This is a genomic window from bacterium, from assembly GCA_024226335.1.
Lineage (GTDB): Bacteria > Myxococcota_A > UBA9160 > SZUA-336 > SZUA-336 > JAAELY01.
This window is the reverse complement of record JAAELY010000139.1, coordinates 1-24,861: the sequence shown is the minus strand read 5'-3', so window position 1 is coordinate 24,861 and position 24,861 is coordinate 1. Positions and strand designations below refer to the sequence as shown.

The following is a 24,861-nucleotide window of genomic DNA, read 5'->3' as shown; positions in this document are numbered from 1 at the left end:
TCGAGCCACCAGCGTAGCAGCACCTTCCCAGGACGGGAGCCCTGCAAAACGCCGTTGCCGAGTGTGTCCTCGTTTCGTCGTGTATCAGAGCGTGATGATGCCCGTGTCTACGTCTTCCAGTCTCTCGAGCACGCTGGTGTCCTCGTTCAGCGCAATGCCGCGCTCTTCCAGGATTGCGCGCGTGCGATCCGTGATCGCGCCCACTCTGGACAGCGAAGGCATGACGAGATCACGCATGATGTTGACCGTTCCCCCGCGCGGTTCGAGGCTGATGCCGGCTTCCTCCGCCTCCAGTATGCCTTTGGCGAAGTCTTCGACGTCGATCTCGCAGTTTTCGAGTACCTTGACGAAGCTCGGATCGCGTCGGTTGCTGCCGGAGCGCGAGTCGCCGGCCTTTTCTCGGGTCGGCGCCATGCTCGTCAGAGCCATCAGCGCAAAATCCGCCGCGTCCTCGCGATCGTCCGGATGCATCTGCGCCAGCGCGTGCTTGACGTAGAGATTGCCGAAAGCCACGTGACGAGCTTCATCGCGCATCGTCAACACGACGATGTCGCGCAGAAGATCGCAACCCGAAATCTGGATCATATTGTGAAAGGCGCCCATCGCCAGACCTTCGACCACGACGTTCATACCGATTGCGATCTTTACCCAGTGGTCGGCTTTGAGCGTTGCATCGATCAGTCCCTTGAGAAAGGGCGAGATCGGATAGACGATCGCGATTCTCTGTACGTACTTCTCGAAAACCTCGACGTGACGCGCTTCGTCCATGGCCTGAGTGGAGGAGTAGAGCTTCGCTTCGTAATCCGGCACCGAATGCGCCAACGTCGCAGCGGTCATCAATGCACCCTGTTCCCCGTGCAGGAACTGGGAAAGCCGATGAGCCGCGGAGTGAGCGCGAAGGGCTTCCTGCTTGGTCTTCGAGAGCCGCTTGAAGAAAGGCATGTGGCTGAACCCGAAGCCCTCGCCTTCGAGAATTGGCCGAGTCGGATCGACCTCGCGATCCCAGTCGATATCCGTCGTGGCATTCCACTGAAGCTCTTTCGCCTTCTCGTACAGGTTCTGGATCGGCTGGACGTCGATGTTGTAGTCGAATTCCCAGGCCACGCTCATGGGCGTCTTGTATCCCTGGTCCTGGTCGGTGTCAGATGCCGTCGTCATATAGGATTCCTCCGTCGGGACCTGGGCCCCGGAATGAACATGAGACCTACCGAGTCGCGTGAAACGCGACCGATAGCTTCTGGGGATTATATCGGCACTACGCATAAAGCGGGTATGACCCGCCTCATGCGTAGTGCGGCGAAGATCAGGTACTGAGCACGGGAGCACCGGGCGAACGCATCTGCTCGTAGACCGGCGGAGCGCCCACTCCGAGTTCCTCGCGAACCTCGTCGATCGGTCGTTCGAAGAGCGCTTCCCAGTCCTGCTCCACCAGTGAATCCGCGCTCTTGCCGCGTCGATACCCCGCGCGAATCAGCTTGCCCGCCTCCGTGTTCCAGCCCGATTCACGCAGTGAACTCCAGACCAGGTAGGCCACGCCTCGGTCCCAGTCCTGGCCGATCGTGAAGGCGAGTACAGCGGACTCCCCGAGCAGGTCGCGGTCGTAGCCGGCGAGTACGTGGAACACGTCGTGGAGATTGCGCTGGCGTGAGTTGTAGGTGCGCTCGTCTTCGTCGACATCCCGCCGCCCGAGTGCCGTCGACGCCTGTTCGCTCGCCTGCGCGAGGCCCTCGGTGCTGATGTTCTCGCGCTGGAACCACTCGATGATCGTCCTCCCGAGTGAACCGAGCGGCATCGCCTTCATGCGCTCGACATCGGTCAAGACGTCGTACAGATCCCGCTTCTCGCGTAGGATTTTTGCGCCGCGCTCAGAGCGTTGGAACCGCTTGAAGCCTCGCCGACCCGAATTCCCCGAGATTGCCGCAATGACCTTGATTGCGGCGGCGGTGTCATCTGGATCTTGTCTCGACTCGCGGATTGCGCGAAGTGCGACGATCGGACGGATGCGGTTGCGAGAGGCCATGGTCGATCTCCCTTCGCCGACGGTCTGGTTATGCGCCGGGCCTGTAGAGGATAGCACCGTCTGAGAAACTTATTCGCTATTTCGGATCGCCGATCGGGGCCAGATGGGCATCGAGAACGAGCTTCTCCACGGAATTTCCGGTGAGACTGGAAAGAAAGGCGACCAGATCCTCGACTTCGCGGGAACTCAATCCCAGGGGCCGGATCCGCGCATCGAGCGCCTCGTTCTGCACCCCGCCTCGATTGTAGTAGTCGATGACCTCGCGCAACGTCGCCAGAGATCCATCGTGCATGTAGGGCGGCGTCAGAGCCACATTGCGCAGGGACGGAGTCCGGTAGCTCCAACGATCGCGCGGGTCCAGCGTGATTTCGTAGCGCCCGAGATCCCCGGGCGGGGTTTCCGAAACGGAGGCCAGCAGATCCTGTCCGACCTCGACGAAGACGCCCGGTGTAAGCGCGACCCGCTGCCCGTTCGGCCGCAGCGCCATCGAGTGCCGGTAGCCGATGCCCGTGTTGTGCATCTGGTGGTCGGTGAACAACGCGCCGATTTCGACGGATCTTGCCTGTCCAATTGGATGGCAGGCCACGCAACCCGCCTTACCCGAGAACAGCCGGAATCCGCGTTCGGCCGGTTCGTCGAGCGCACTCTCGTCACCCCCGAAGTACCAACGATCGAAGCGACTGTTCGCAGCGAGGAGAGTGCGCTGATAACTGGCCAGCGCCATGCCGAGCGTTTCCATGCCCGGCCCCCTGCCCGCAAACGCCGCCTGGAACAGACCCGAGTAATCCGGCAGGGCTTCGAGCTTCTCGATCACGCTTCCGATGGACGGGTTGCCCATTTCATTGCTCGCAAGCAACGGCCCCCAGGCCTGCTGCTCGAGCCGGCTCTCGCGACCGTCGTGAAACAGGCGCTCGACATAGGCCACGTTGAGAATCGTCGGTGCATTGCGACGCACGGTGCGGCCTTCGATTCCGGCAGCCGTGGCAAGTTCGCGGTTGGTGAATCCCTGCTCCGGGATGTGGCACATCGCACATGAGATCGTGCCGTTGAGAGACAGGCGACGATCGAAGAAGAGCTTGCGGCCCAACGCGATTCGACTGCGGGTAAGCGGACTGTCTTCGGGCACGGGCAGAGGTGGAAGCCCGAGCGGTGGCCGCTCCGCGTACGACATCAGATCCAGGGAACGCGGCGTCGCCGGAGCCGGATCAGAGACGAGTTCCCCACTCCTGCGGAGACCTCGTTCCTCCTCGAGCAATAGCGTGTGGATATCGCTCAGGAGCAGTTCGGCGTGCAGGTAGGAACTGCTGTAGATGTTGCGAATCCGTCGATTCCCATCGATCAGAAAGACGCGCAGTACGTGCGAGATCTGATCCGTCGAATCTCCTCCGACGTCCCTCTCGCGGCGGATTTCCTGATCGTAGTTCTCGAGGATGGGTGCCAGCTCTGTCTGGGACGCAGTTGTGAGAAACTTCCACTCGATGCGCCCTTCGAGAACACTCGCACCGTACTCGCGCATCACTTCGGGCGTGTCGCGCTTCGTGTCGAAACTCAGAGTCAAGAGCCGGACCCGTTCCACGAGTTCCGGATCGCGCTCCAACCGGGTCTTGACTCCGTGCATCACGGCCGTCGCCAGCGGACAGGCATTCGCGTCGGCACAGCTCGCGTAGACGAAACTCAGCAACACGATCCGCGTGTCGTAGAGTTCGTGGAGTCGCCGAGAGCGGCCGCGCTCGTCGAGCACAGCGCCATCCGCTGCATCCCCCATCGGGGGCAATGTGTAGGAACCCGGTACGGGTGCGGCGAACTGCAACGGGCCGTAACCCGGCGCGGGCGCTGACTCCTGCGCCGACAGGGGTGTCATCGAGATCGTCGTTGCGATCGCGATCACCGCAGCGATTCGTAGCATGGGCCGAATGAACTCGGGGGTTCGCAAGCCCTTCCTACTTCTGTATGTGCGCAAGGGTCTCCGGTGGGCCCACCTCTGCGCCATCCGAAGCGTACAGAGCGTAGGAACCGAAACGCATCTGGTGAGCCCGGCCCAGCTTCTGTTCGATGAAGTCCACCGTCCAGATGTGCTCGAGCTTCTGGGAATTCCAGTGGTAGAGCTTCACGAATTGTTCGTTGTCCGCGCCCTTCTTGTCCCAGTTGGCGAGCAGTGAGGTACTGAAGTAGATGCGCTTTCCGTCCCAGCTCTGGGAAACCATGTTCAACTGGCTGCCGATCTTCTCGCTGAAGATCTGTTTGGGGTGGTGGGGATCGCTCACGTCGAACAATCGCGTGGTCCCGTCCAGGAACGTGCTCGCCCAGAGCAGGCGATCGTCAGCTGAAAGCGAGATATCGACGGGCAGCGGAACCTTTGATGGATCACCGATATCGGCCACGGCACTGGCACTCCATTCGCCGTCGGGCTTTCGCTCGATCAGCCAGAGTTGTGCCGTCAAGGCCGTGGAAGTAAACGCGTAGTCGTGTTTCGGATCCCAGGCCCAGCGCACCTCGAGCGGCGCCCCCGGAACGTCGAAAATCTGTTTCGGCTTGCGGGTGTGAAGATCCCAGAGCACCACAGTGCTCCCGAAACGCTTCATCGCCTCCTTGTCGGCGAGCATCTTCCCGAAGTCCATCATGTAGTTCGACCAGCCAGTGAATGAGGTACTGAGCATGGCGTTGAGACGCGGCTGTACCCGGGCGTCGTAGTCGTAGCCATCCGCGAACTCGCCGGTCTTCCGGCTGCCCCGCAGATTTCCATCGATGGGCATCCAATGGGTGACCACATGCTCTCCGGAGTTGGTGTACTCGACCAGCGCTGAGCGCCCTCCGTGATCCTTGTTATTCGATAGGCCCGTGATCAGCATCCGTCCGGGCAATGCGTAGAAAGTGTGCGGCCCGACTACACCGCCGCTGCGAGCGACGAAATCCGAGATCACCTTCTCGAGCTTGGGGTTGGCCGGATCGGAGTGGACATCGAAGATGAAGATCTTGTTCGTGTCCAGACCACCCGCCCAGAGAAAGCGCCGATCATCGGTCAGCCCCGAGTGATGGGCTTCATTGCGTCCTCCCACCGACAGACTGTGGATCACCTTGCCGAAAGTGGCGGAGTCCGGCCGGGAATCGATCGTGACGAGTTTATCCTGCTCGTCACCCAGGCCCTCCATGCCCAGCGTCCAGACATAGACGAAGTCCTCCTGGCCGACGATCTTCGCCATATAGGGGGACATGCAGGTCTCATCGGCATGAGTCGGTACGGAAGGACCGAGCAGGCACGATAGCAATAACGTCAGTCCAGCGATTCGAAGGCGTCCGTGCGCGATCATAGGGCGATCTCCTCCCGAAGGTTCAGCTGTGATTCTAGAACACGGGAGCGACTCGGGTACCAACCCCGAGATCCGTCATCCTCTGGTACCATCGAAAACCGAGGAGTCGTCTAGATGGTCGAGAAGATTATGCCCGGTCTTTACCGGATTGTGTTGCCCCTGTCCGGAAACCCGCTGCGCGAGATCAACTCCTTCGTGTTCACCTCGCCTGATCGCAATCTGATCGTCGATACCGGCATGAACCGCGACGAGTGCCGCGAGGCCATCGAATCGGGGCTCGACTCGATCGGTATCGATCTAGAGCGTACCGATATCATCGCCACCCACTACCACGCCGACCATCAAGGCCTGGTCGCAACCCTGCTCAAGGAGGGTTCACGCGCTTTCATGGGCGAACTCGATGCCGCCGCGATCAGTGGAGATCACGACTACTGGACCGAAAGCGGTCCGATGGGACGACTGGCCGTAAAGGCGGGATTCCCCGGCGAGGTGTTGCGCGCGTCGCTCAAGAACCATCCCGGATTCAAAGACGGCCCGAAGGAGTCGGTGGACTACGTCGGACTGAAGGACGGTGACAGTTTTCCCATCGGAGACTTCAACCTCACCGTCGTAACGACCCCCGGACACACCGGGGGACACATCTGTCTTCACGAACCGACCGCAAAGTTCCTGATCTCGGGTGATCACATTCTCGGCGACATCACCCCCAATCTGCAGGCCTGGGGTTACGACGAAGATCCGTTAGGCGACTTCGAGAGCAGTCTGGAACGGACCCGCAAGCTCGATATCGATCTCTGCCTGCCGGGCCATCGCAGCTTGATCGAAAACTGCAGTGAGCGTATCGACGAACTGCTCGAACACCACCGCGATCGAGCGGACGAGGTCGTGTCGATTCTCAGGGATGAACCACTCAATGCCTACGACATCGCAGGTCGAATGAGCTGGGACATCCGCGCGCGCTCCTGGGAGGAGTTCCCCATCATGCAGCGCTGGTTCGCGACTGGCGAGGCGATCGCCCACATCCGCTACCTGGAGAAAAAGGGCCTGATCGAGCGAAGATCAGAGGGCGAACTGGACATCTACATGACGAGCAATTGAAGATCGGTCATTTCTGACCGAAACAGTACCGCTTCCACATTGCGATCGTGATTGGCACCGAGATGTTCAGGCAGAATGCCGTGAACATAGAAGTAGTCCGCCAGTGAATAGGCCGGGATGAAAGCATCCGATTCTTTCGGAAGCCAGCCCGCGTTCACGAGCACCGATCCAAGGCCCAGGCAGTACAGAATGGGGGGCGTCCTCGCCGCGAGTACGACCGCGACGTAAACACATCCCCAGATCAGAGCCATCTGGACTTGGAGCCGCCTGGACGATATACCGCTCCAGTCCATCAAACGAGGAAGCTTCGATGTCGCGAACCATCCTGTCGATCGCCGTCTACTGTGGCTCGAGCCCCGGGGCCTCTCCGGCCTATGGCGAAGCAGCTGCGAATCTCGGGCGCGAACTGGCCGGTCGCGGTATCCGACTGGTGTACGGCGGTGCTTCTGTCGGGCTGATGGGAATCCTCGCCGATGCCTGCTTGCAGCACGGCGGCGAAGCTCTGGGCGTGATCACCGAAGCGCTGAAGAGTCATGAAGTCGCCCATGACGGCCTTACCGAACTCCGCGTGGTATCCACCATGCACGAACGCAAGGCAGTGATGTCCGACTCGGCCGACGCCTTTGTGATGCTCCCCGGAGGCTTCGGAACGCTGGACGAGTTCTTCGAAGCGCTGACGTGGACACAACTCGGAGTTCACGCGAAACCCTGTGGCGTACTCGACGTCGACGGCTACTTCGAACCGTTGCGAGAGTTTCTGGACGCAGCGACCGCGCAACGCTTTCTCAAACCCGAGAACCGCCGGTCCGTGATCTTCGAAGATCATCTGGCCCGGTTGATCGAGCGGCTCGAGGCGTGGATCCCGGCCAGCACCGACAAGTGGATCGATCGCGACACCGTCTAGCCGTACGGCTGGAGAGGCTAATTCTTTCGCCACACGATCGAGTAGCGCCACAGTAGATGTCTGCGAACTCGCGCGCCGGGCAAAACCTGTTGACAGATGGAACGCACTTCTTTCAGCGGCAGATAGACGTCTCTGGCCCCGTGTTGGAGCCAGGCCGCAGTTTCGGCCGGGTCGGTTCTCAGACTTCGATTGTGTAGAACTCTGAGTACCCGGTTGACAGGCGCTGCGATGACAGCGCGCGCATAGTCGATCAGGCCGTGCTCCAGGGGAATATCGAGCACCATCAAGACTCCCCCGGGTCGAATCATGGCAACCAGGCGGGTCAGGGTCTCGGCCATTGGAAGATGGTGCAAGGTCGTGAGCGTGACGATGGCATCGAAGTGCTCGGGAGGAAATTCCTCTTTCAGGATTTCACCCACGCGATAGTCGATGTTCTCGAAACCCTGCGAGTGGCGTCTTGCGACCTCGATCATCTTGGATGAGAAATCGAGACCGACGACTCGATCCGCACATCTGGCCAGCCGCCGAGAGAAGCTTCCCGTACCGCAACCGAGATCGAGAGCCCGATGACAGGGCGAGGGGAGTTGTTTGATCAAGAAGTCGTGGTAAACGAGATTGTGGTTCCAGAGCTGAGGCCCAAACGCCGAGATGCGATCGAAATCCGCGCGATACAGGCGGGCCAGCTCATCCATCGCCGTAGCTTCTCCTCAAACCGTCGTCCGAAGTGGGACTCTCATCGACTCCGGGTTGTTCAAGACTCCATCGGCTGAGCTAGGTTCGGGACGTGGATCCAACACCGTTTGCTGACGCCAATGAGCTTCTGGCCGGGTTGCTCGGCCAGATGAAGAGCATCCTGGGACGCAAACTCATCGGCCTCTATCTCTTTGGATCACTCACGACCGGCGACTTCGACCCCGGTGTAAGCGATGTCGATCTACTGGCAGTCACTTCGACAGAGATCGACCCGTCGGAGTTCGAAGCCCTGAGCGCCATGCACGGGAACTGCGCGCACGACAACCCCGACTGGGAAGATCGCGTCGAGGTTCTCTACAAGTCGGTCGAAGGACTGCGAACCTTCCGCTCTCGAACCAGCCCGATCACCGCCATCAGTCCGGGTGAGGAGTTCCACTTGAAGTCGTCCGGTCCGGACTACCTGATGAACTGGTATCTGGTGCGCGAGCAGGGTATAGCGCTCTTTGGACCTCCTCCGGGATCATTGATCGAGCCCATTGCAAGAGAGGAGTTCATCGACGCGGTTCGGAAGTACGCAATCGCCTTCGCGGATCGGGTGCGAGATGCGATCCCGCGCAAAGAGCAGGCCTACACGATCTTGACACTGTGCAGGGCGCTGTATGCGCACACTCTGGGAGAACACGTCTCCAAGAGGCGTGCGGCGGCCTGGGCGTCCGAGGAGATACCCGAATACTCCGAGTTGATCCAACGCGCCCTCACCTGGCGAGACGCCTGGAGAGAAGAACCGGTCGAGCACGCGGCGACGCTTCCCGAGACCGTGGCCTTTGTCGATCTGGTGATCGCTCGGATCAACGCATGACGACGCAGCCCGATGTGCCGCTAACCGATCAACCGACCTCGAAGCGGTGGATGGAGTTTTCGAGTCGTTCTGCCATCCGCCTCAGTTCGTCCGCCGAAGCCTTGGCCTGGTCCGCCCCGTCAGATGTCTGCTTGGCGATCTCTGCCACCGCCTGAACCGAACCCGAGATCGACTGACTGCCCGCCGCGGTGAGCTGGATGTTTCTACCAATCTCCTCCGAGGCGATCGTCTGTTCATCGATCGCAGCCGCCACGAAGCTGGCGTTCTTCGAAAGAGCGGCGATGGACTCTCGAATTCCCGTGAGCGCTTCCTTGACCTGGCCGGAGTTCTGTCGGATGTCGCCGATCGTACTGGTGATGCCTTCGGTGGCCTCAGAAGTCTGTTGGGCGAGTTCTTTGACCTCGTTGGCTACGACCGCAAATCCCCGACCCGCTTCCCCCGCACCGGCGGCCTCGATCGTCGCATTCAAGGCCAGCAGTTTGGTCTGACTCGCGATCGTGATGATGGCCTTGGTCACCTCACCGATCTCCTCGTTGCTCTGCCAGAGCAGACCAAAGGTCTGATCCGCGCTCTCGACAGCGGCTTCGACGCTCCTCGAAAGAGTGGCGGTCTCGCCGCAACTATCGGCAATCTGCCCGATCGTAAGACTCATCTCTTCGGCCGCGCTGGCAGATGAGGAAATCGAATCCGACATCTCTCTCACCGAATTCGAGAGCGAGTTGCTGCGCGAGAACGTCTCGGTGGAATTGTCCACCATTGCCTGACTTACGCCGTCAATCGACTCCGAAGTGCCCTGTAGTGCCTTGGCGTTGTCCGCGATGGAACGAATGCTCTGCTGCATATCGGTCAGCAGCTTGTGCAGACCGACGGCCATTCGCCCCAGGGCGTCCCCGCTGGAGAGATCACTCTCGTCGAATTCTTGGTTCAGGTTTCCGGTGCTTGCAGCATCTACGGTCTCGAGCATTCGATCGACCCTGGCACTCAGTTCCTCCGCGCTCTCCCGTTCGCGCTTCGATGCCTCCTCGATCTCGGTCAGAGCTGCGCGCATCTTCGAGATTGCCGCGTTGAGAGCAGTGGCCATACGACCAATCTCGTCTTCTCCTGCGTAATCGAGGCGTTGTGAGAGATCTCCCGCGGCCACGGCCTCCAGAACGTTCATGGTCTGTCCCAGAGGCTCGATCAGAGATCGTTTGATTCCAACAAGGGCAAACATCAGACCCGACCCCAGAACCAGAAGACCCAGGAGTCCACTCCACATCAACTGGCTTGTCTTGGCTTCGGCTGCATCGTCGAGCATCGTTCGCTCGTGCTCGCCTCTACGAGCCACCGCATTGGCCTGGGCGGTCTCGATGCGATTCAGAAGCAGCCCAATCTCCAATTCCCCGAGCTTCTCGCCGGAGGCGACGATGTCCAGGGAAACCCGATGGAGACCCGGTTGTGGCGGCTTGCCGACGATGATCTCACCGGCCGCATCCCGGATCACGACGGATGCGATATCCGGATCTTCACCAGCCGCCACGACGTACTGTTCGAGAACCGAGTAGTCGAAGTTCTGGATCGGCTCCTGGGCGATCATTCCCAGCAGCTCGGCCAGCGAGGTTGCCTTGCGCTGCAAGCCCTCGGTCAGGAGCTTCTCCTGGACGTCACCTTCGCGTTCGAGCAGTCCCTGAGCAGCCGAGAGTTGCTTCTTCTGGGCACTCGACGACAAGATCATCGAGACGACTAACGTCGTGCCGACGGCAAAAACAAAACAGGCCGCAAAGAGCCCGAGCATTCGCGCCAGTAGACTCGAGCGGATAGCGTTCACATCGTTTCCAATCTGCAACTGGAATCTCTGAGGCTGTTGGCCGGACTGATCCCATGCTCCTTCCGTCCGTATGTCAATCGTGCCTATCATGGTTAGTGCGGTAGTCGACTTTGAGAAGTTTAGGCACGGATTCGCTTCGCTAGGTGCACTCTGCCCATCTCGACCGAGAAACGATCAGGCCCAGGACCGTGAAGGAGGCTGTTGTCAGGCAGGGCAGACTAGACCAGTACGTGACCGCGCAGGTCCTTGAAGGAACCCTGGCTACGGTCTGCGAATCCCCGACCGGATCCACTTCGAACAGAGACTGGGGCATACTCGGAATTCAGTCCCATCACGAGTCCAGGCGAGAACACCGTCGATCCCTTCGGACACCGATCGCGTCGCTGAAAAAGGAAACTGGCCATGAGTCTCGAATCCCATCTCGAAGCCCTGAGCACTCAATTGATCGAGTGGTCGGGAAAACGCGGAGTCGTGGGTGCAGCACTCGCGGTGGGTCGGGGAGATGAACTCTTCGAGGCCGCGGCCGGTGTCGTGAATCGCAACACCGGAGTCCAGGCAACTCCCGATTCCGTTTTTCAGATTGGATCGATCACGAAACTCTTTACCACTACGTTGATCATGCAACTCGTGGACGACGGACTGGTGGAACTCGAAGCCCCCGTACAGAGTGTCTTGCCCGAGTTCCAGGTCGCGGATGAAAAATCCAGTAAAGAGATCACTCTGGCCCAGCTACTGAGCCACACCAGTGGGATGGATGGCGACTACTTCCTGGATACCGGTCCGGGTGACGACTGCGTGGAGCGTTACGTCCTCGCTTGCTCTGCGCTTCCGCAGCTGCACCGGCCCGGCCAGAAGCTCTCCTATTGCAACGCCGGTTTCGTCATCGCCGGACGCATTGTCGAGAAACTCCGAGGCAAACCCTGGCATAGCGTACTCACCGAACAGATTCTCTGGCCCCTGGGTCTGTTTGCCATGGGAACCGAGCCGGAGCAGGCCATCCTGCATCGAGCGGCTGTCGGGCATATTGCACTCGGCGAGAGCGGCGAAGCGTCCGTGATCCCGATCTGGCGCCTGTCTCGCTCCAACGGTCCGGCGGGAGCGACGCCGTTTGCGCGCGCGCGAGACCTGATCCCGTTCTCCCAACTGCACCTGAAGGGGGGGCTGGCACCCGATGGAAGTCGCTTGCTCTCCGCCAAATCCGTCGCCGCGATGCAGGAACGCCGCTTCGAGATGCCTCCGCACGCCATGACCGACGGCCAGGGTCTGGGCTGGATGCAATTCGACTGGAGCGGTCAGCGCGTGATCGGCCACGACGGTGGCACGATCGGACAGGCTTCATTCCTGCGCATTCATCCCGAGAGCGGCACGATCGTCTCTCTGCTGACGACGGGTGGAGAGGCGAGCGCTCTGTACCGCGACGTCTTCCAGGAGGTACTGGGGGAGCTTTGCGGAGTATCGCTTCCGGCCTTGCCCGAGGAATCTCCAACGCTGGAGATTCCTCTCTCCGCTTTCGTAGGGCGCTACGAACGACTATCTACAGGTTACGAGGTCCGCCTCGAAGAGGGTGGCCTCGTAGTCAGTGCCAGCGGCCTCAAACCACCGTTGAGTCTGCTCCCCGCTGCGCGGACCAGACTGCGCGCCATCTCGCGAGATACCTTCGTTGCGGAAACGCCCAGTGGTCTGGTGCGTTCGCCCGTGATCTTCAGTGAGTTCGATGCCGAAGGTCGGCCCGGATACCTGGAAGTCGGTCTGCGCGCCGCACCCCGTACCGGAACAGAGAGGGCGATCCCCTGAAGCGCATGTTCCTGGCCCTGTTGTCGACTGAGAGCAAGCGGATCCTCGTGATAAAGTCGACACAGCACTTCGCAGAAAGGCACCCGCCGTGAAACAGATCCAGGAACCGGCCCGCCAGACACCCGTTCTGGCCGAGACAGACGTGTTGGTGGTAGGCGGCGGTCCCGGCGGGCTCGCCGCCGCGCTTGGCGCCGCACGACAGGGCGCACGAGTCATGCTAGTCGAGCGTTACGGCTGTTTCGGAGGCGTCATTGCCCAGTCGATGGTGGGCACGATCGCCTGGTACCGGACCAGCGAAGAGACAGTCGATGCCGGTGGAATCGGTACCGAATTCGAGGAACGAGCCAAGGCCGCGAATGCCAGCCTCGAAGTGAACCACTATCAGGTGCTCGACACGGAGGTGTTCAAGCATCTTGCCGATCAAATGATCCTGGAGGCGGACATCACGCCCCTGCTCCACACCCAGATCGTGGACGTTATCCTGAACGGGAACGCGATCATCGGGGTGATCACCGAAAGCAAATCCGGCCGATCGGCCATCCTTGCGAAGCGCGTGATCGACGCGACCGGCGACGGAGATATTGCGGCGCGCGCAGGCGCACCGTTCCGCATCGATCCGAAGCAAGAGCTCGAAGGTGCGACCGTCAACTTCGGCTGTACCGGCATCGATCTCAAGGAGTTCATCACTTACACCCTGAAGAATCCGAGTTCAATCGCCGACTGGGGCGACGACTCCGGCCAGAAGGAAGCGGCGGAGTTCAGCACCTATCTGCGCGAGCCGTTCGACAAGGCCAAGGAAGCAGGAGAGATTCCCAAGGACGTGCGCATGGAAAGCTACTGGGGGAGCTTCACCGATGCGGGCGAAATCCCGAACATGAACGCCATTCACATGGCGGGCATCGATTCGACCGACGTCTGGGACCTGACACGAGGAGAGATCGAAGGACGCCAGCGCGTGATGTGGGCGGTGGAGGCGCTGAAGAAGTACACGCCCGGATTCGAGAACGCGCGCTTGCGCACGATCGGCGCTTCGATCGGCTGTCGCGAATCGCGCAAGATCATCGGTGACTACAATCTGACCGAGCACGACGTGCTCAATCAGGCGAAGTTCGAAGATTCGATCGGTATCTGTCCCGAATTTCTCGACGGAAACAAGATCGCCATCATGCCGTCGACAGGTCGCTACTTCCACATCCCTTACCGGATCACGATCCCGCAGAAAGTCGAGAACCTGCTCGTCGCCGGTCGCTGCGTCGCCGGTGACAAGGTCTCGCACGCCGCCACACGCCAGATGATGTGCTGCACGGTCACCGGTCAGGGCGCGGGTGTGGCCGCAGCCCTTTCATTGGAGGCGGGCGTCACGCCTCGTCAGGTCGATATCGCTCGCGTACAGGAAGGACTGGAAAAGCAGGGAGTGCGGCTCTCGTAGTCGGGTTCCGCTTCTTGAACAATCGCTTGCCAGCCATCATGGGGACGGGCAGTATCGAGCCATGAGTGAGCGTGAAGCCGCAATTCAACAGGCGATGCTCGCCTCCGACGCCTATATGAAGGCGTGGAACGCGCGCGATCAGGAAGGCATGGCAGATGCCTGTAACTTCCCTCATGTGCGCATCGCCAGCGGGCAAGTGCGAATCTGGCCGGCGCGTGCCGACTCGATCGTCCCCGGCCTTTTCGACTACATGGTCGAGCAGGGCTGGCATCACAGCGAATGGGGCCATCGAAAGGTGGTGCACGCAGGCACAGACAAGGTGCACCTCGACGTAGAATTCAATCGCTACCGGGCGGATGGATCGACGATCGGCGTCTATCCGTCTCTGTGGGTGATGACTCTCCAGGACGGCAAGTGGGGGATTCAAGCTCGTTCGAGTTACGCAGCCTGAACGGGAACACGGAGGATGCGAAGTGTCTGAACACACCATCACGACGATCGAACAGCTTCGCGCCCTTATCGGCGATGCAATTCCCGCTGTCGGCTTGAAGGTTCTGGAAGCTCTCGACGAGCAGATGAACGAGTTCATCCGCTGTTCGCCGATGCTCCTGCTCTCCACCGCTGACGCCAACGGACACCAGCAGGTTTCTCCCAAGGGCGATGGTCCGGGTTTCACGGAAATCGCCGATGAGCACACCCTGCTGATTCCGAGTCGCGTCGGGAACCGACTTGCATACGGTCTTTCAGGCGTCATCGAGAACCCGCAGGTCGGATTGATCTTCATCCGTCCGGGGACTTCAGAAACCCTGCGGGTCAACGGTACGGCGGTTCTTTCCACTGAACCCGAACTACTGGAGCGCCTTTCTGCACGAGGGAAACCCGCCGAAATCATCATCCGCGTGAAGGTGCGAGAGTGCTTCTTTCACTGCGCCAAGGCCTTCCTCCGCTCGCGACTCTGGGATCCGGATACCTGGAGCGAACCCCAGAGGATCAGCTTCGGACGTCAGATCGCGCCGCGTCTGAACCTGGATGCCGAGGCCGCGGCGAAGATCGACGCCGGGGTCGAGAGCGGTTACCAGGAGAGCGAACTCTGATCTTTGCCCGACCTTGACATCTCCCGGCCGTTCAGGCTTACTTACAAGATTGTTAGTATCTTCTGAGGCGAATCTGGGAGGAATCGAGATGGGATCCCGCAACAAACTGCGACCGCGCGAGGCGATGGCGGCGCTGCGACGTTTAATGGCCGACCCGGACGACACCAGTCAGGCTTTCGAGGCGATCAGCGCCCTGTCCGGTGATTCGAGCGGGCGCATGTACCGACGCTTCCGCCGCACAGCCAACGGTGCCCGCTTGCTGAGCGAGAAACCGCAACTCTTCGACGCGCTCAAGGACATCGATCGGCTCCTGAGCATGCCAGCGGGTTCGCTCGGGCAGGCGATCGGCGAGTACTTCAGCGTCGAGGAACTCAGCGCTCAGGGATTGGCGGCCGCCAGTGAATCGGTCTCCGGCGAGGCGGATTCCGACAAGATCTCGGAAGACGAGCGCTTCCTGATGATGCGATTGCGGGACCAGCACGACATCTTCCACGTGCTCACCGGCTATGGCCGGGACGTGTTTGGCGAACTGGCCGTGCTCGCCTTCACCGCTGTGCAGACGCGCAACCTGGGTGTGGCTTTCATTCCGGTCTACCTGCTCTTCCGCGCGGGATTTCGCTCCGACCTGGGGCGGCTGGTTCGGCAGGGTTTCCGGCGCGGCTGGCGCGCAACATGGGTCGTAGACGAAGAGTGGGAGCGCCTTCTCGAACAACCCCTCGACGAACTGCGCGAGCGTTTCAGGATCGGTCCACCGCCGAGCTACGAACAAGAGCGTTCCGCCGGTGCGCCGGAGTTGGCAGCCAGCGCCTGATCCGCAAACTCATCGATCCGTACGGACCAGGGTGGACACCATCTCGCCCATGCGTAGCTTCACCTGCTCGCGAAACCCGTCGGTCTCGGCTTCACCGACATCGGCGAGGAGCCTAATAAAGGGTTCGAGAGCAACATACCCGAGTTGAGTGGCGATGAGCAGGCCGATTCTCGCCTTGAAGTCGAGATCGTCATTCGCTGCTCCGGCCCGAGTGCGCATGGCTTCGAGGGCGCGTCGGGGCACCGAGATGCCTTCGTCGATTTCGACGCGTGCGAGTTCGAGATCCCCTTCGATCACCGCGCGAACGATGGCGCGCCAGTAACGAGTGTCCTCTGCGAGCGATAGAGCGGGCGGGATCGCCTCACCCGCGGAGCGCTCGAGCGAATTGGACCAGTGCTCGGCAGCAAGTGCCGACATCGCGGCCTTGAGCAGACCGCGCTTCCCCCCGAAGTAGTGATGGATCTGGCCGTGGTTGACTCCGGCACGCTCGGCCAGGCTGCGCGTCGACAACGCCCGCGGACCCACTTCGGCGAGTCCGTTGCACGCGGCCTCGACGAGCGCTTCTTTGACCGATTCGCTTCCGCGTGTCGGAACGGCGTCGCTCACTCGGAATCCGGACCCGCCGCCAGTAGCGCGTGCCCCCAGAGATCGAGGGTCTCATTGGATACGACGATGTGCTGGCCCGAACCAATGAGTTCGCGGAAGCTGCGCTGGATGGGACTGTCCAGATGCAATGCACCCGCGCCCGCATAAGGGAACAGACGCATGGCAGCCTGGCTGACACTCTCCTGGGCCCAACCAATCGCCGCGCTCATCCGGGCCAGGTTGAAGGCATCGAGCGGCCCATCGCTGCGCTCGGCCAGCTCGATTGCACGATCGAGTTCGCTCTTCGCATAGGCACGGGTGGCGCGAAGCGTGGTATCGGTTCTCCCGAGTTCCATCTGGAAAGCGCCGCGATCGCCGATGGTGTTCAAATCGAGCAGACGCTTCTTCTTGCGGGCGAGCTGCGTAACCTCGTCGGTCAGGCGCTGGGCAACACCTAACGAGAAGCCGATGTGCTCGCCGCTGATGTAGCCGCGATAGCCTAGCTTCACGTACTGGGCGCCCCCCCGTTGTTGAACTGTCGGATCCGCCGTCAACTCTTGCGGGACGAAGACATCGTCCACGCTGATGTCGACGCTGCCGGTTCCCTGTAGCGCGGTCACGTGCCAGTCGTCGTGGAGTTCAACCTGGTCGCGAGGCAGGAGTACGTAGCGGGCGCCGGCCGGCTCGTCGCAGATCGTCGCCAACAACACCCAGTCGGCGATGTGTACGCCGCTCCCGTAAGCCCAGCGACCCGAGACCCGGAAACCGCCATCGACGGCCCGGCTCTTGCCGCTAGGTGCCGATACGCCTGCAAACAACGGACTGTCCTCGGCGAAGACCTGAGCGAGACCGGCCTCGGGCAGCGTAGCTCCGACCATTCCCCCGACCCCGTTCTGCACGAAGGCGAGCCAGCCCGCGGTCGGGTTCAGATAGGCGATGCGTGCGAAGTAATCGACCTGCGCGGCCGGCGAGATCTCGTAACCACCGACCACCCGAGGCACCTTGGCCATGGGCAGGCGAGCCTTCTTGACCAGTACGGCAAGAGCGTCTGGAGCCCGGCGCAGGATCTCGGCCTCTCGCGCCAGCGCTTCCAGGTCCGGGGCAATCTTGTCGAGGGCCTCGAAGAGTTCAGGTGCGGAGGTGGATTCGGGCATGGGGGAAATCTCGTAGGCTGTAGTTGGATACCCGGTCTGCGTGACCGGAGCGAGCTTGGTTCTCCAATCTAGCCATATGACTAGTAAACGCAATTCGGGCATGTGGTTCATCGCCGCCCGATCGAGACGGAATCAGGCGAACGGGTAGCGCTGCCTCAGGTACCAGGTGCCCTCGCTCTTCTCGTAGAGGCGGACTTCCTCGGCTCGTGCCCGGATGGGCAGATCCGCTGCGACTTCAACCAGGAGTTCGCGTTCGATACGACTCAGCTGATCCACGGGGTGACCCTCCGCGGCCGTAACGTGCATGACCGGTTCCGAGAACGGAGAGGGGGGATCCGGGTAGAGCGCGGTCAGCTCCAGAGCCAACTCCCGAAATCTCTGGGCGGGATCCGGGACCAGATAGATCACACCTGCACCTTCAAAACGCTCGGTCGCGGATAGTTCGAAATCAAACCCGCGAACGCGACCCGCCCAGTCCGACAAGCCTTCGGTGTCCAGAAGATGGAGCGGCGGCAGCGGAACCCGGAGAGTGACGTGCGCGGGCAAGCTGACCGCCGGCGTGAGGATGTGTCGCGCCCTGAAGGCGGCCAGGCTCTGCGGTTCGACGTCGAGCGGGACGATCAGGGCGCACTTGTCTGCTGGCACCATGCGCCACCTTACCCCGGAGCCATCCTTCAGGTCACAGCCAAGCCCGCGAAAGCCCGTAGACGCCCGGGAGATCCGGTGCTGATTCTTCTCAGCTTGCCTGCGTGTGCAGTCGATCACTGCAAACAGGCGGCGGAGAGCCGACATAACCAGGGAGGATTCGCCATGAATCCGAGAATGCGACCGGAACAGGCCATCCGATTCGACCCGGACAAAGGCCAGCACGCGTACATCTCGACGAAACTCGACAGTTCCGAGTTCTGCCCCAACATCCGGGGAGAGATCATCGACGAGTCTCGTACGGGCTGCGGGGTCGTCGTCTACAACAGCGATGAAGCGAATGACCTGCAACCGGGTCATCATTGCATCGCTCAGGTAGGCAAACTGGAGCCGGTGGAAGCCACCATCGTCTGGCGCAAGATCGAGGGCGACGAAACCGCGGTGCGCCTGGGCTTGAAGTACGAGGAATAGCAGGCTCTTCGACTTGATCCGGTAAGACGCGATCCGCGCTTCCCGAGATCCATTCGACAATCTCCCGGGTTTCCCAGCCGGCCTTCTCGATGGGTTAGGATCGCCTCTCGTCTATCTGACGAGAATCCCGGGAGGCAATCGAATTGAGCTTCGACATCGTCATTCGCAATGGCAACGTGATCGATGGGACCGGGAGTGCACCCGTTCGGGCTGACGTGGGAATTCGCGCCGATCGGATCGCGGCCATCGGCGAGATCGGCGAGCGGGGCACACGCGAGATCGACGCGGATGGCTGCCTGGTCACGCCTGGGTTCGTCGATATCCACGCGCACCTCGACGCACAGATTTTCTGGGATGGGCTCGCGACCAGCGCCTGCTGGCACGGCATAACATCCGTCGTCATGGGCAATTGCGGAGTAACCTTCGCACCCTGCCACACGGAGGACCGCGATACGCTCGCGCACCTGATGGAGTCGGTAGAGGACATCCCCGCAGCCGACATCAATGCGGGAATGAATTGGAGCTGGGAAACCTTCGGCGAATACCTGGATGCGCTGGAGAACCTCCCACTTGGCATCAATGTCGGTGGCATGGTCGGACATTGCGCAGTGCGCTTCTGGGTCATGGGTACGCGGGCGTTGAGTCAGAAAGTCGCAAGTAAAGAAGACATCCTCGGCATGCAGAAGATCGTCGCAGAAGCGATGTCACGCGGCGCTCTGGGGTTTTCCACGTCGAGGACGCACGTGCATCGAACACCCGAAGGAGAACCGGTCCCCGGCACGTTTGCGAATATGGACGAGCTGATGGGGATCGCGCGCACGATGGCCGAGTACGGAACACCCGTATTCGAGTCCGTTCCGCACCTGGACAGCACGGACCCGGAAGTTCACCGCGCGGAAATCCAGATGATGGACGATATTGCCCGGGAAACCGGACTACCGGTGACCTTCTCCTATATTCACACCCGCGGAAATACTGAAGGCTGGCGAGATGCCTTTGCCATGCTCGATGCTTCGGCAAGTCGCGGAACCGAACTCTACGGGCAGACCCAGGTTCGCTCGCTCGGAATGCTATTTGGGCTGGTGAACAACACGCCCTGGGACCGCGCGGGCCCGGCCTGGGCCGATCTCAAGAGTCAAGATCTCGAACAGAGGCTGGCGAGTATTCGCGATCCACAGACGCGAAAGCGACTCGTCGACGAAGCCCCATCGGCAGGCGTCCCGGAGGGTCTCCTGCACGTGATCTACAAGCAGCGAGTCGAAAACGGCGACGCGCGCTACGATGTGCATCCCGAAGACAGCCTGGCCAGTGAAGCCGAACGCCGGGGTGTGTCCGCGGTCGAGGCATTCTTCGACATTTCCGACGAGAGCGACGGGCGCGCGATCTTCCTGTTCCCGATCGGCAACCACGACTTCGAGGTCATCGGCAAGATGCTCTCGCATCCGCGCATGCTCCTCGGCCTGGCAGACTCGGGGGCGCACTGCGGCCAGATCATGGACGCCAGCCTCCCTACCTATTTGCTGAGTTACTGGGTGCGGGAGCGCGAACTCTTTCCGGTGGAGCGTGCCATCGAAAAGCTGACTTCCGAGCCCGCGGCCTTCTTCGGGATCGAAGATCGGGGCGTCTTGCGCGAAGGAGCCTTCGCCGACCTGAACATCATCGACTTCGATCGATTGAAGGTGCTGCCACCGGAGTTCGTCCACGATCTCCCGGGCGGAAGCGGCCGCTTCATCCAGAAGGCCGAGGGCTTCAGGGCGACCCTGGTCAACGGCGAGGTATTCCTCGAGGAAGGCAAGCACTCCGGCACGAGTTCCGGTCGGGTGCTGCGGCGCTGATCGAAGAGCCGGGAATCGTTCAGGGTTCGATGACGACGCCGCGTGCGACCACGAGTGAAGGCTTTGCCAGTACGGTCAGATCATCGATCGGGTTGCCGTCCAGCACGACGAAGTCCGCGTACTTCCCCGCCTCGACACTTCCTGTGATCTCATCTACACCGATGCTCTCTGCGGTTCCGAGCGTACCGATGTGGATCGCCTCTGCGTTCGAAATTCCGCCGTGGGCGACCAGGTACTTCATCTCCTTCCAGACGTGGGAGTGCAGTACGAGCCCGGCATCGGTGCCAACCCCAATCTTGATACCCCCGGCAACCGCTCTCTTGTAACCGCTGATCATCGCCTTTTTCACCTGGGACCCGTTCTGGAACATGATATAGGCGGCGGGATTTTCGCGAACCGCGTCCGTCAACTCGAGTCCGCCGGAGATGACGGACAGCGTGGGATGGAGTGTCGTGTAACCTCGCAGTGAGCGCGGATTGTTCTTGAACAACGCGATGGCTTCATCGTCGAGCTCCGCACCGTGCTCGATGTTGTCGACGCCGGCCCGCAACGCCTCCTTCACACCGGCCGCACTCTCCGCATGAGACGTCACCAGGATTCGCTTTCGATGGGCCTCCTCCACGACAGCGGAGATCTCCTCCGGGGTCATCTGGAGCTCACCCGCTTCACCGAGACGCCTCGAATCGGAAACGCCACCGGTACTCGCGATCTTGATCACATCGACTCCGTGGCGCAGGGAAGCACGAACCGCGCGCCGAGCCTCGTCGGGGCTGTCGATGATCAGGCCGATCTGGTGGGCGTGCCCCCCGGTCACGCATAACAGCGGACCGGATACCAGCAAGCGCGGACCAATCGTACGACCGCTCTCCAGCCGCTTGCGAACAGCCACGTCGTAGTAGTGCGGGTCCCCCACGGAACGAAGCGTCGTCACACCGGCTCTGACTGCATCTCGGGTGTTTCGCTCCATGACAAAGACGACGATGCGCTTACCGGGATAGGTACCGAGAAACGAGACCAGTGTGTCGAGCAGCCAGGCCGGGATAGCGAAGCTGTTCATGTCCATCGAGACGTCGGGATCGCGACCGCGCATCAACAGGTGACCGTGGGCGTTGATCAAGCCTGGCATGAGGGTCTTTCCCTCGAGATCAACGGTCTCGAAATCATCCGGGATCTGAATGGAGTCGGCGCTTCCCACGGCGACGATCTTTCCCTCGGAATCGACCAGGATGGTCCCCCGTTCGATCACATCGGCATCGCGTTGGCCCGTGATGATCGTCGCATTCGCGAACGCGCGATCGACGCTGACGATCTGCGCGTAGTCACCGCGATCGAGCAGGACGTGTGCGTAGAGGATCAAGAACAGGAACAGCGGTACGCGAATCCACGCGCGGCCCAGGAGCGGGAGTTTCGCCAGGATACGACGCGTCAAAGGTACGAAGAGAAGCATCGCAGCGGCGAAAAACACCACGGAGAGAGTCGAGACGTACCGCGCCAATACCACGAGAAAGACGAAATGGACGAGCGAGAGGCTTCCCAGCAACGAATAGAGAAACGCAATCGCGGAACCAGAAACGGTGCGGGGTTTCGAAGAATCACTCATGGTGTCAGAACTCCAGGTTGATCGTGACGGGTTCGAATATCGTGGGCGGGTCCATCACCAGCGATGTGCGAACTCTTCGGCCCAGCCGATCAGGTCGTCGATCTCGATGATCCGGTCGTCGACGCGGATGCGTCCCTTCCAGCGGCCGAAACAGCAAATCCCTCCACTCGCGATGACGCCAAAATTCTGATTCTTGCGGTGCAGAACGAGCGGATGGAGCACCAGATCGAGCACGTCGCTGTGTTTGGATTGGACATGCCACGGCTTCATCCAGTCGCCGGTATCGTAGCTCCAATGCAGATCCTCCATGATCTTGTGGAGCTTTCCGTTCAGGAGGATCCCATTTTCGTTTGCCCCGGTTCCCGTGGTCCATTTGGCTCCCATATTGACGCCGATCGCATCCTCCCCCTGGATGCCGGTACAGACGGCCCAGTTCCAGAAGGAGCGATAAGGCCAGATTCCCCGACCGAAATCCTGAACGGCGTGGCAGGTATCGGGTTTCATTTCGAAACGACGATCTCCGATGCGGATCTCTCCCTCACATGGAAGTGTGTTGTGCTTCGAGTTCAGCTGGAAGCGACGGTCACTCCACGGGACCACGATATTGAGGCTCTCGTGTCCGGCGGGCTTGTGGACCGTGAAGTCAGCACGGATCGGCTTGCCTCCACCGGCCGGGCTTTCGATTCGAACCGTGGCGTCCCCGCTGTCATTCTGGTTCTCGTACTCGATCCCCCCGCCGGAAAACCTCACCGACTGCTCGACGTGCTCGGGCATCGGGACACTGCCCGGGAGTTTGAACGCTGTGTGGCCTTCACTCACTCCGGTATCGAAATCGATGAACGACACCGAGCAGAAAGCCGCGTAGTCGATATTGGCGATCGTCGCGGAGAGCACGAATTCCGGACTGATCCAGTTCCAGAAGTTCCACTTCTTCTTCCGGGGCCAGGTCCCATACAGATTCGCTCGCACGATCGGAAACCTGGACCAGCCCACGGCCTCCGGACGCAGGTGCCCCCGGGGATCGCAGAGATCGACGGGGGCATGGATCTCGCGCTCGAGATAGGCCGGGACATAGCTCCCCGTCTCCATCTTCGCGCTCACGATCGGCATGTAGTCTGGAAGATGAGTCATTCGGCTCTCCTCAGTTCAGCTCCAGCAGAAGGCAGATGATAGTGCCTGCGGTGCGGCCCAACCGATCGGTAGCAGGCCGCAGTTCCGGCTCTATGAGAAGCTCCTCTCCCAGAGGTCGACAGCCGCGACGATCCCGGCGCCGGAGATGAGAATCCACGAACCCGAGTTGCGAAAACCGTTTTCGGGGTGTCGGTGGAAATACAGGTGAGCGACGAAGTGAGCCATGAGGAAGACGTCGAAGCCCGCCGCCACCACACCTTGATGGTTTCCGGTCAGTCCCCAGAGAACGATTGCGAACAGGGGCACGTGTCCGAAGACGAACACTCTCCGAGCGAGATCGTCCGCCAATTGCGATAGACCCGGGAGAATCCGCCACTCCCTGGCCGCGATCGCATCGATTTCGTGGGTCAGGATCAGGCTCAACCCGAGAATGAGAGTCCAACTCATCACTGGCTCCCATCATACCTTCCAGCGAGCGATTTTCGTTGATGAGAGTCTTTCACCGGATACGCAGAAATGAGTAGGATTTCGGCGACGATTCCGCTAAACCCCTACACATGAGTGAGCACACGGACGTGCAGGACAACTGGCTACAGTGGTTGCATTCATTGGTCGAGTCGATGCCGACTCCGGCAATGGTCTTTACCACTCCGCCGCGGCTAGATCCCAAGCTTCCGTTGAAAGGCGCCAACGAAGCCCTGGCCAGGGTGCTCGGACGCTCGCTGGATGAGCTGCGTGGACTCACGATCCCAGACATCAGCGACCCTGAGGATGCTGCGCGAGATGCCGCTCTCTTTCTGGACTTGCTGGCCCAAAAGAGAACTCAATACACGATCGAGAAACGCTTTCTCCACGCTTCGGGAGCCTTTTTCCCCTGTTTTCTGACCGTCTGGAAAGTGCATCACGCTGACGACCGGGTTACCTGCATGGCTACGGTGACCGACATCAGCGACGTGAAGAAGCTGGAAGAGGCAAAGCGCAGCTCCGAGCACTTCGTATCGGCGACGCCCGATCACATCTCCTTTCTGGGATTGGATTACCGCTACGTGGCCATCAATGACAGCTACTTGCGAGCTCACGAGATGACTCGCGAGGAGATCGTGGGCCATACGATCGCTGAGTTGCTCGGTTCCGATACTTTCAACGACCTGATCAAGAGCAATATCGATCGGTGTTTCAACGGCGAGGCAATCAACTACGAAGCGTGGTTCAACTTCCCGGCTGAGAATCGGCGCTGCATGACCGTCACCTATGTCCCCAGCAGGGATACGGACGGGAAGATCGTGGGCGCCCTCGTGAGTTCTCGCGACATCACCGAGATCCGCAACCTCCAGACCGATCTCGCCAGATTCCAGAAGCTCGAAGCCATCGGGCGACTTTCCTGCACCGTGGCCCATGACTTCAACAATCTGCTGATGGTCATCAGCGGAGCGACTGAGCTGGCCCGGGTGGGGGCGAGCAAGGGGAAAGTTGTGGTCCGAAGAATGTACCTGGCACGGGGTGTGCGTAGTGACCGGGAATGCCCGAACTCCCGACTTGTCCAAAGCCACCCTTCTGCCCCAACCCAGAGTGTGATTTCCACCGAACTTCGCAGGGTTGGAAGTTCATCAAGAAAGGCTTCTT

General features: G+C 60.7%; 24 protein-coding genes. 11 read left to right on the top strand and 13 right to left on the bottom strand.

What is annotated here, in order from left to right; genetic code table 11:
• Positions 1–84: 84 nt before the first annotated feature.
• From GY725_06570 to GY725_06555, 4 genes are all read right to left on the bottom strand, one after another.
• On the bottom strand, positions 85–1,158 hold the full coding sequence (locus GY725_06570; protein MCP4003843.1) for a ferritin-like domain-containing protein: 1,074 nt from the start codon (positions 1,156–1,158) through the stop codon (positions 85–87).
• Between the two features lie 145 nt (positions 1,159–1,303).
• Positions 1,304–2,020: a hypothetical protein gene (locus tag GY725_06565; GenBank protein MCP4003842.1), complete on the bottom strand. Its 717-nt coding sequence runs from the start codon at positions 2,018–2,020 to the stop codon at positions 1,304–1,306.
• Between the two features lie 76 nt (positions 2,021–2,096).
• Positions 2,097–3,926 carry a c-type cytochrome gene (locus tag GY725_06560; protein MCP4003841.1) on the bottom strand — a complete coding sequence of 610 codons (1,830 nt, stop codon included), beginning with the start codon at positions 3,924–3,926 and terminating at the stop codon, positions 2,097–2,099.
• A 34-nt stretch (positions 3,927–3,960) separates the two neighbouring features.
• Positions 3,961–5,328, bottom strand: a complete 1,368-nt coding sequence (locus GY725_06555) for a selenium-binding protein (protein ID MCP4003840.1) — start codon at positions 5,326–5,328, stop codon at positions 3,961–3,963.
• A gap of 114 nt (positions 5,329–5,442) precedes the next feature.
• Here GY725_06555 and GY725_06550 point away from each other — a divergent pair, with 114 nt between their 5' ends.
• The gene (locus GY725_06550) at positions 5,443–6,426 is read left to right on the top strand and encodes an MBL fold metallo-hydrolase (GenBank protein MCP4003839.1); all 984 of its coding nucleotides are present in this window, start codon (positions 5,443–5,445) and stop codon (positions 6,424–6,426) included.
• On the opposite strand, the gene GY725_06545 is transcribed toward GY725_06550, so the two are convergent.
• Positions 6,408–6,677 (bottom strand): hypothetical protein, encoded by a 270-nt coding sequence (locus tag GY725_06545; GenBank protein ID MCP4003838.1) that lies wholly within the window; start codon positions 6,675–6,677, stop codon positions 6,408–6,410. The genes GY725_06550 and GY725_06545 overlap by 19 nt on opposite strands.
• A gap of 59 nt (positions 6,678–6,736) precedes the next feature.
• Here GY725_06545 and GY725_06540 point away from each other — a divergent pair, with 59 nt between their 5' ends.
• Positions 6,737–7,330 carry a TIGR00730 family Rossman fold protein gene (locus GY725_06540; GenBank protein MCP4003837.1) on the top strand — a complete coding sequence of 198 codons (594 nt, stop codon included), beginning with the start codon at positions 6,737–6,739 and terminating at the stop codon, positions 7,328–7,330.
• A 17-nt stretch (positions 7,331–7,347) separates the two neighbouring features.
• Here the strand turns inward: GY725_06540 and GY725_06535 are convergent, their stop codons facing one another.
• Positions 7,348–8,022 carry a class I SAM-dependent methyltransferase gene (locus GY725_06535; protein MCP4003836.1) on the bottom strand — a complete coding sequence of 225 codons (675 nt, stop codon included), beginning with the start codon at positions 8,020–8,022 and terminating at the stop codon, positions 7,348–7,350.
• 92 nt (positions 8,023–8,114) lie between these two features.
• Between GY725_06535 and GY725_06530 the strand changes: the two genes are divergently transcribed.
• Positions 8,115–8,882: a DUF4111 domain-containing protein gene (locus GY725_06530; protein MCP4003835.1), complete on the top strand. Its 768-nt coding sequence runs from the start codon at positions 8,115–8,117 to the stop codon at positions 8,880–8,882.
• Positions 8,883–8,910: 28 nt separating this feature from the next.
• Here the strand turns inward: GY725_06530 and GY725_06525 are convergent, their stop codons facing one another.
• Complete coding sequence (locus tag GY725_06525; GenBank protein ID MCP4003834.1) at positions 8,911–10,689, bottom strand: methyl-accepting chemotaxis protein; 1,779 nt, start codon at positions 10,687–10,689, stop codon at positions 8,911–8,913.
• Between the two features lie 402 nt (positions 10,690–11,091).
• Here GY725_06525 and GY725_06520 point away from each other — a divergent pair, with 402 nt between their 5' ends.
• The 5 genes from GY725_06520 (at position 11,092) to GY725_06500 (ending at position 15,817) form a co-directional block, all read left to right on the top strand.
• Positions 11,092–12,483, top strand: a complete 1,392-nt coding sequence (locus GY725_06520) for a serine hydrolase (protein ID MCP4003833.1) — start codon at positions 11,092–11,094, stop codon at positions 12,481–12,483.
• Positions 12,484–12,571: 88 nt separating this feature from the next.
• The gene (locus tag GY725_06515) at positions 12,572–13,912 is read left to right on the top strand and encodes an FAD-dependent oxidoreductase (GenBank protein MCP4003832.1); all 1,341 of its coding nucleotides are present in this window, start codon (positions 12,572–12,574) and stop codon (positions 13,910–13,912) included.
• Positions 13,913–13,973: 61 nt separating this feature from the next.
• Positions 13,974–14,363 carry a hypothetical protein gene (locus GY725_06510; protein MCP4003831.1) on the top strand — a complete coding sequence of 130 codons (390 nt, stop codon included), beginning with the start codon at positions 13,974–13,976 and terminating at the stop codon, positions 14,361–14,363.
• A 22-nt stretch (positions 14,364–14,385) separates the two neighbouring features.
• Complete coding sequence (locus GY725_06505) at positions 14,386–15,006, top strand: pyridoxamine 5'-phosphate oxidase family protein (protein ID MCP4003830.1); 621 nt, start codon at positions 14,386–14,388, stop codon at positions 15,004–15,006.
• 88 nt (positions 15,007–15,094) lie between these two features.
• A complete protein-coding gene (locus GY725_06500; protein ID MCP4003829.1) occupies positions 15,095–15,817 on the top strand; it encodes a hypothetical protein in 723 nt (240 codons plus the stop codon).
• Between the two features lie 9 nt (positions 15,818–15,826).
• On the opposite strand, the gene GY725_06495 is transcribed toward GY725_06500, so the two are convergent.
• The 3 genes from GY725_06495 to GY725_06485 form a co-directional block, all read right to left on the bottom strand.
• Entirely contained in the window at positions 15,827–16,423 is a 597-nt protein-coding gene (locus GY725_06495) for a TetR family transcriptional regulator (protein ID MCP4003828.1), read from the bottom strand.
• Entirely contained in the window at positions 16,420–17,556 is a 1,137-nt protein-coding gene (locus GY725_06490; GenBank protein ID MCP4003827.1) for a hypothetical protein, read from the bottom strand. Before GY725_06490 ends, GY725_06495 begins: the two co-directional genes overlap by 4 nt.
• A 132-nt stretch (positions 17,557–17,688) precedes the next feature.
• The gene (locus GY725_06485) at positions 17,689–18,204 is read right to left on the bottom strand and encodes a 2'-5' RNA ligase family protein (GenBank protein MCP4003826.1); all 516 of its coding nucleotides are present in this window, start codon (positions 18,202–18,204) and stop codon (positions 17,689–17,691) included.
• Positions 18,205–18,366: 162 nt separating this feature from the next.
• Between GY725_06485 and GY725_06480 the strand changes: the two genes are divergently transcribed.
• Together GY725_06480 and GY725_06475 are read left to right on the top strand one after the other, a co-directional pair.
• Complete coding sequence (locus GY725_06480; protein MCP4003825.1) at positions 18,367–18,672, top strand: hypothetical protein; 306 nt, start codon at positions 18,367–18,369, stop codon at positions 18,670–18,672.
• A gap of 143 nt (positions 18,673–18,815) precedes the next feature.
• Positions 18,816–20,507 (top strand): amidohydrolase family protein, encoded by a 1,692-nt coding sequence (locus tag GY725_06475; protein MCP4003824.1) that lies wholly within the window; start codon positions 18,816–18,818, stop codon positions 20,505–20,507.
• A gap of 19 nt (positions 20,508–20,526) precedes the next feature.
• On the opposite strand, the gene GY725_06470 is transcribed toward GY725_06475, so the two are convergent.
• The 3 genes from GY725_06470 to GY725_06460 form a co-directional block, all read right to left on the bottom strand.
• On the bottom strand, positions 20,527–22,107 hold the full coding sequence (locus tag GY725_06470; protein ID MCP4003823.1) for an amidohydrolase family protein: 1,581 nt from the start codon (positions 22,105–22,107) through the stop codon (positions 20,527–20,529).
• Between the two features lie 54 nt (positions 22,108–22,161).
• Positions 22,162–23,238 carry a DUF2804 domain-containing protein gene (locus GY725_06465; protein ID MCP4003822.1) on the bottom strand — a complete coding sequence of 359 codons (1,077 nt, stop codon included), beginning with the start codon at positions 23,236–23,238 and terminating at the stop codon, positions 22,162–22,164.
• A 90-nt stretch (positions 23,239–23,328) separates the two neighbouring features.
• The gene (locus GY725_06460) at positions 23,329–23,685 is read right to left on the bottom strand and encodes a hypothetical protein (protein ID MCP4003821.1); all 357 of its coding nucleotides are present in this window, start codon (positions 23,683–23,685) and stop codon (positions 23,329–23,331) included.
• A gap of 110 nt (positions 23,686–23,795) precedes the next feature.
• Here GY725_06460 and GY725_06455 point away from each other — a divergent pair.
• A partial coding sequence (locus GY725_06455; protein MCP4003820.1) for a PAS domain S-box protein occupies positions 23,796–24,861 on the top strand: 1,066 nt, incomplete at its 3' end.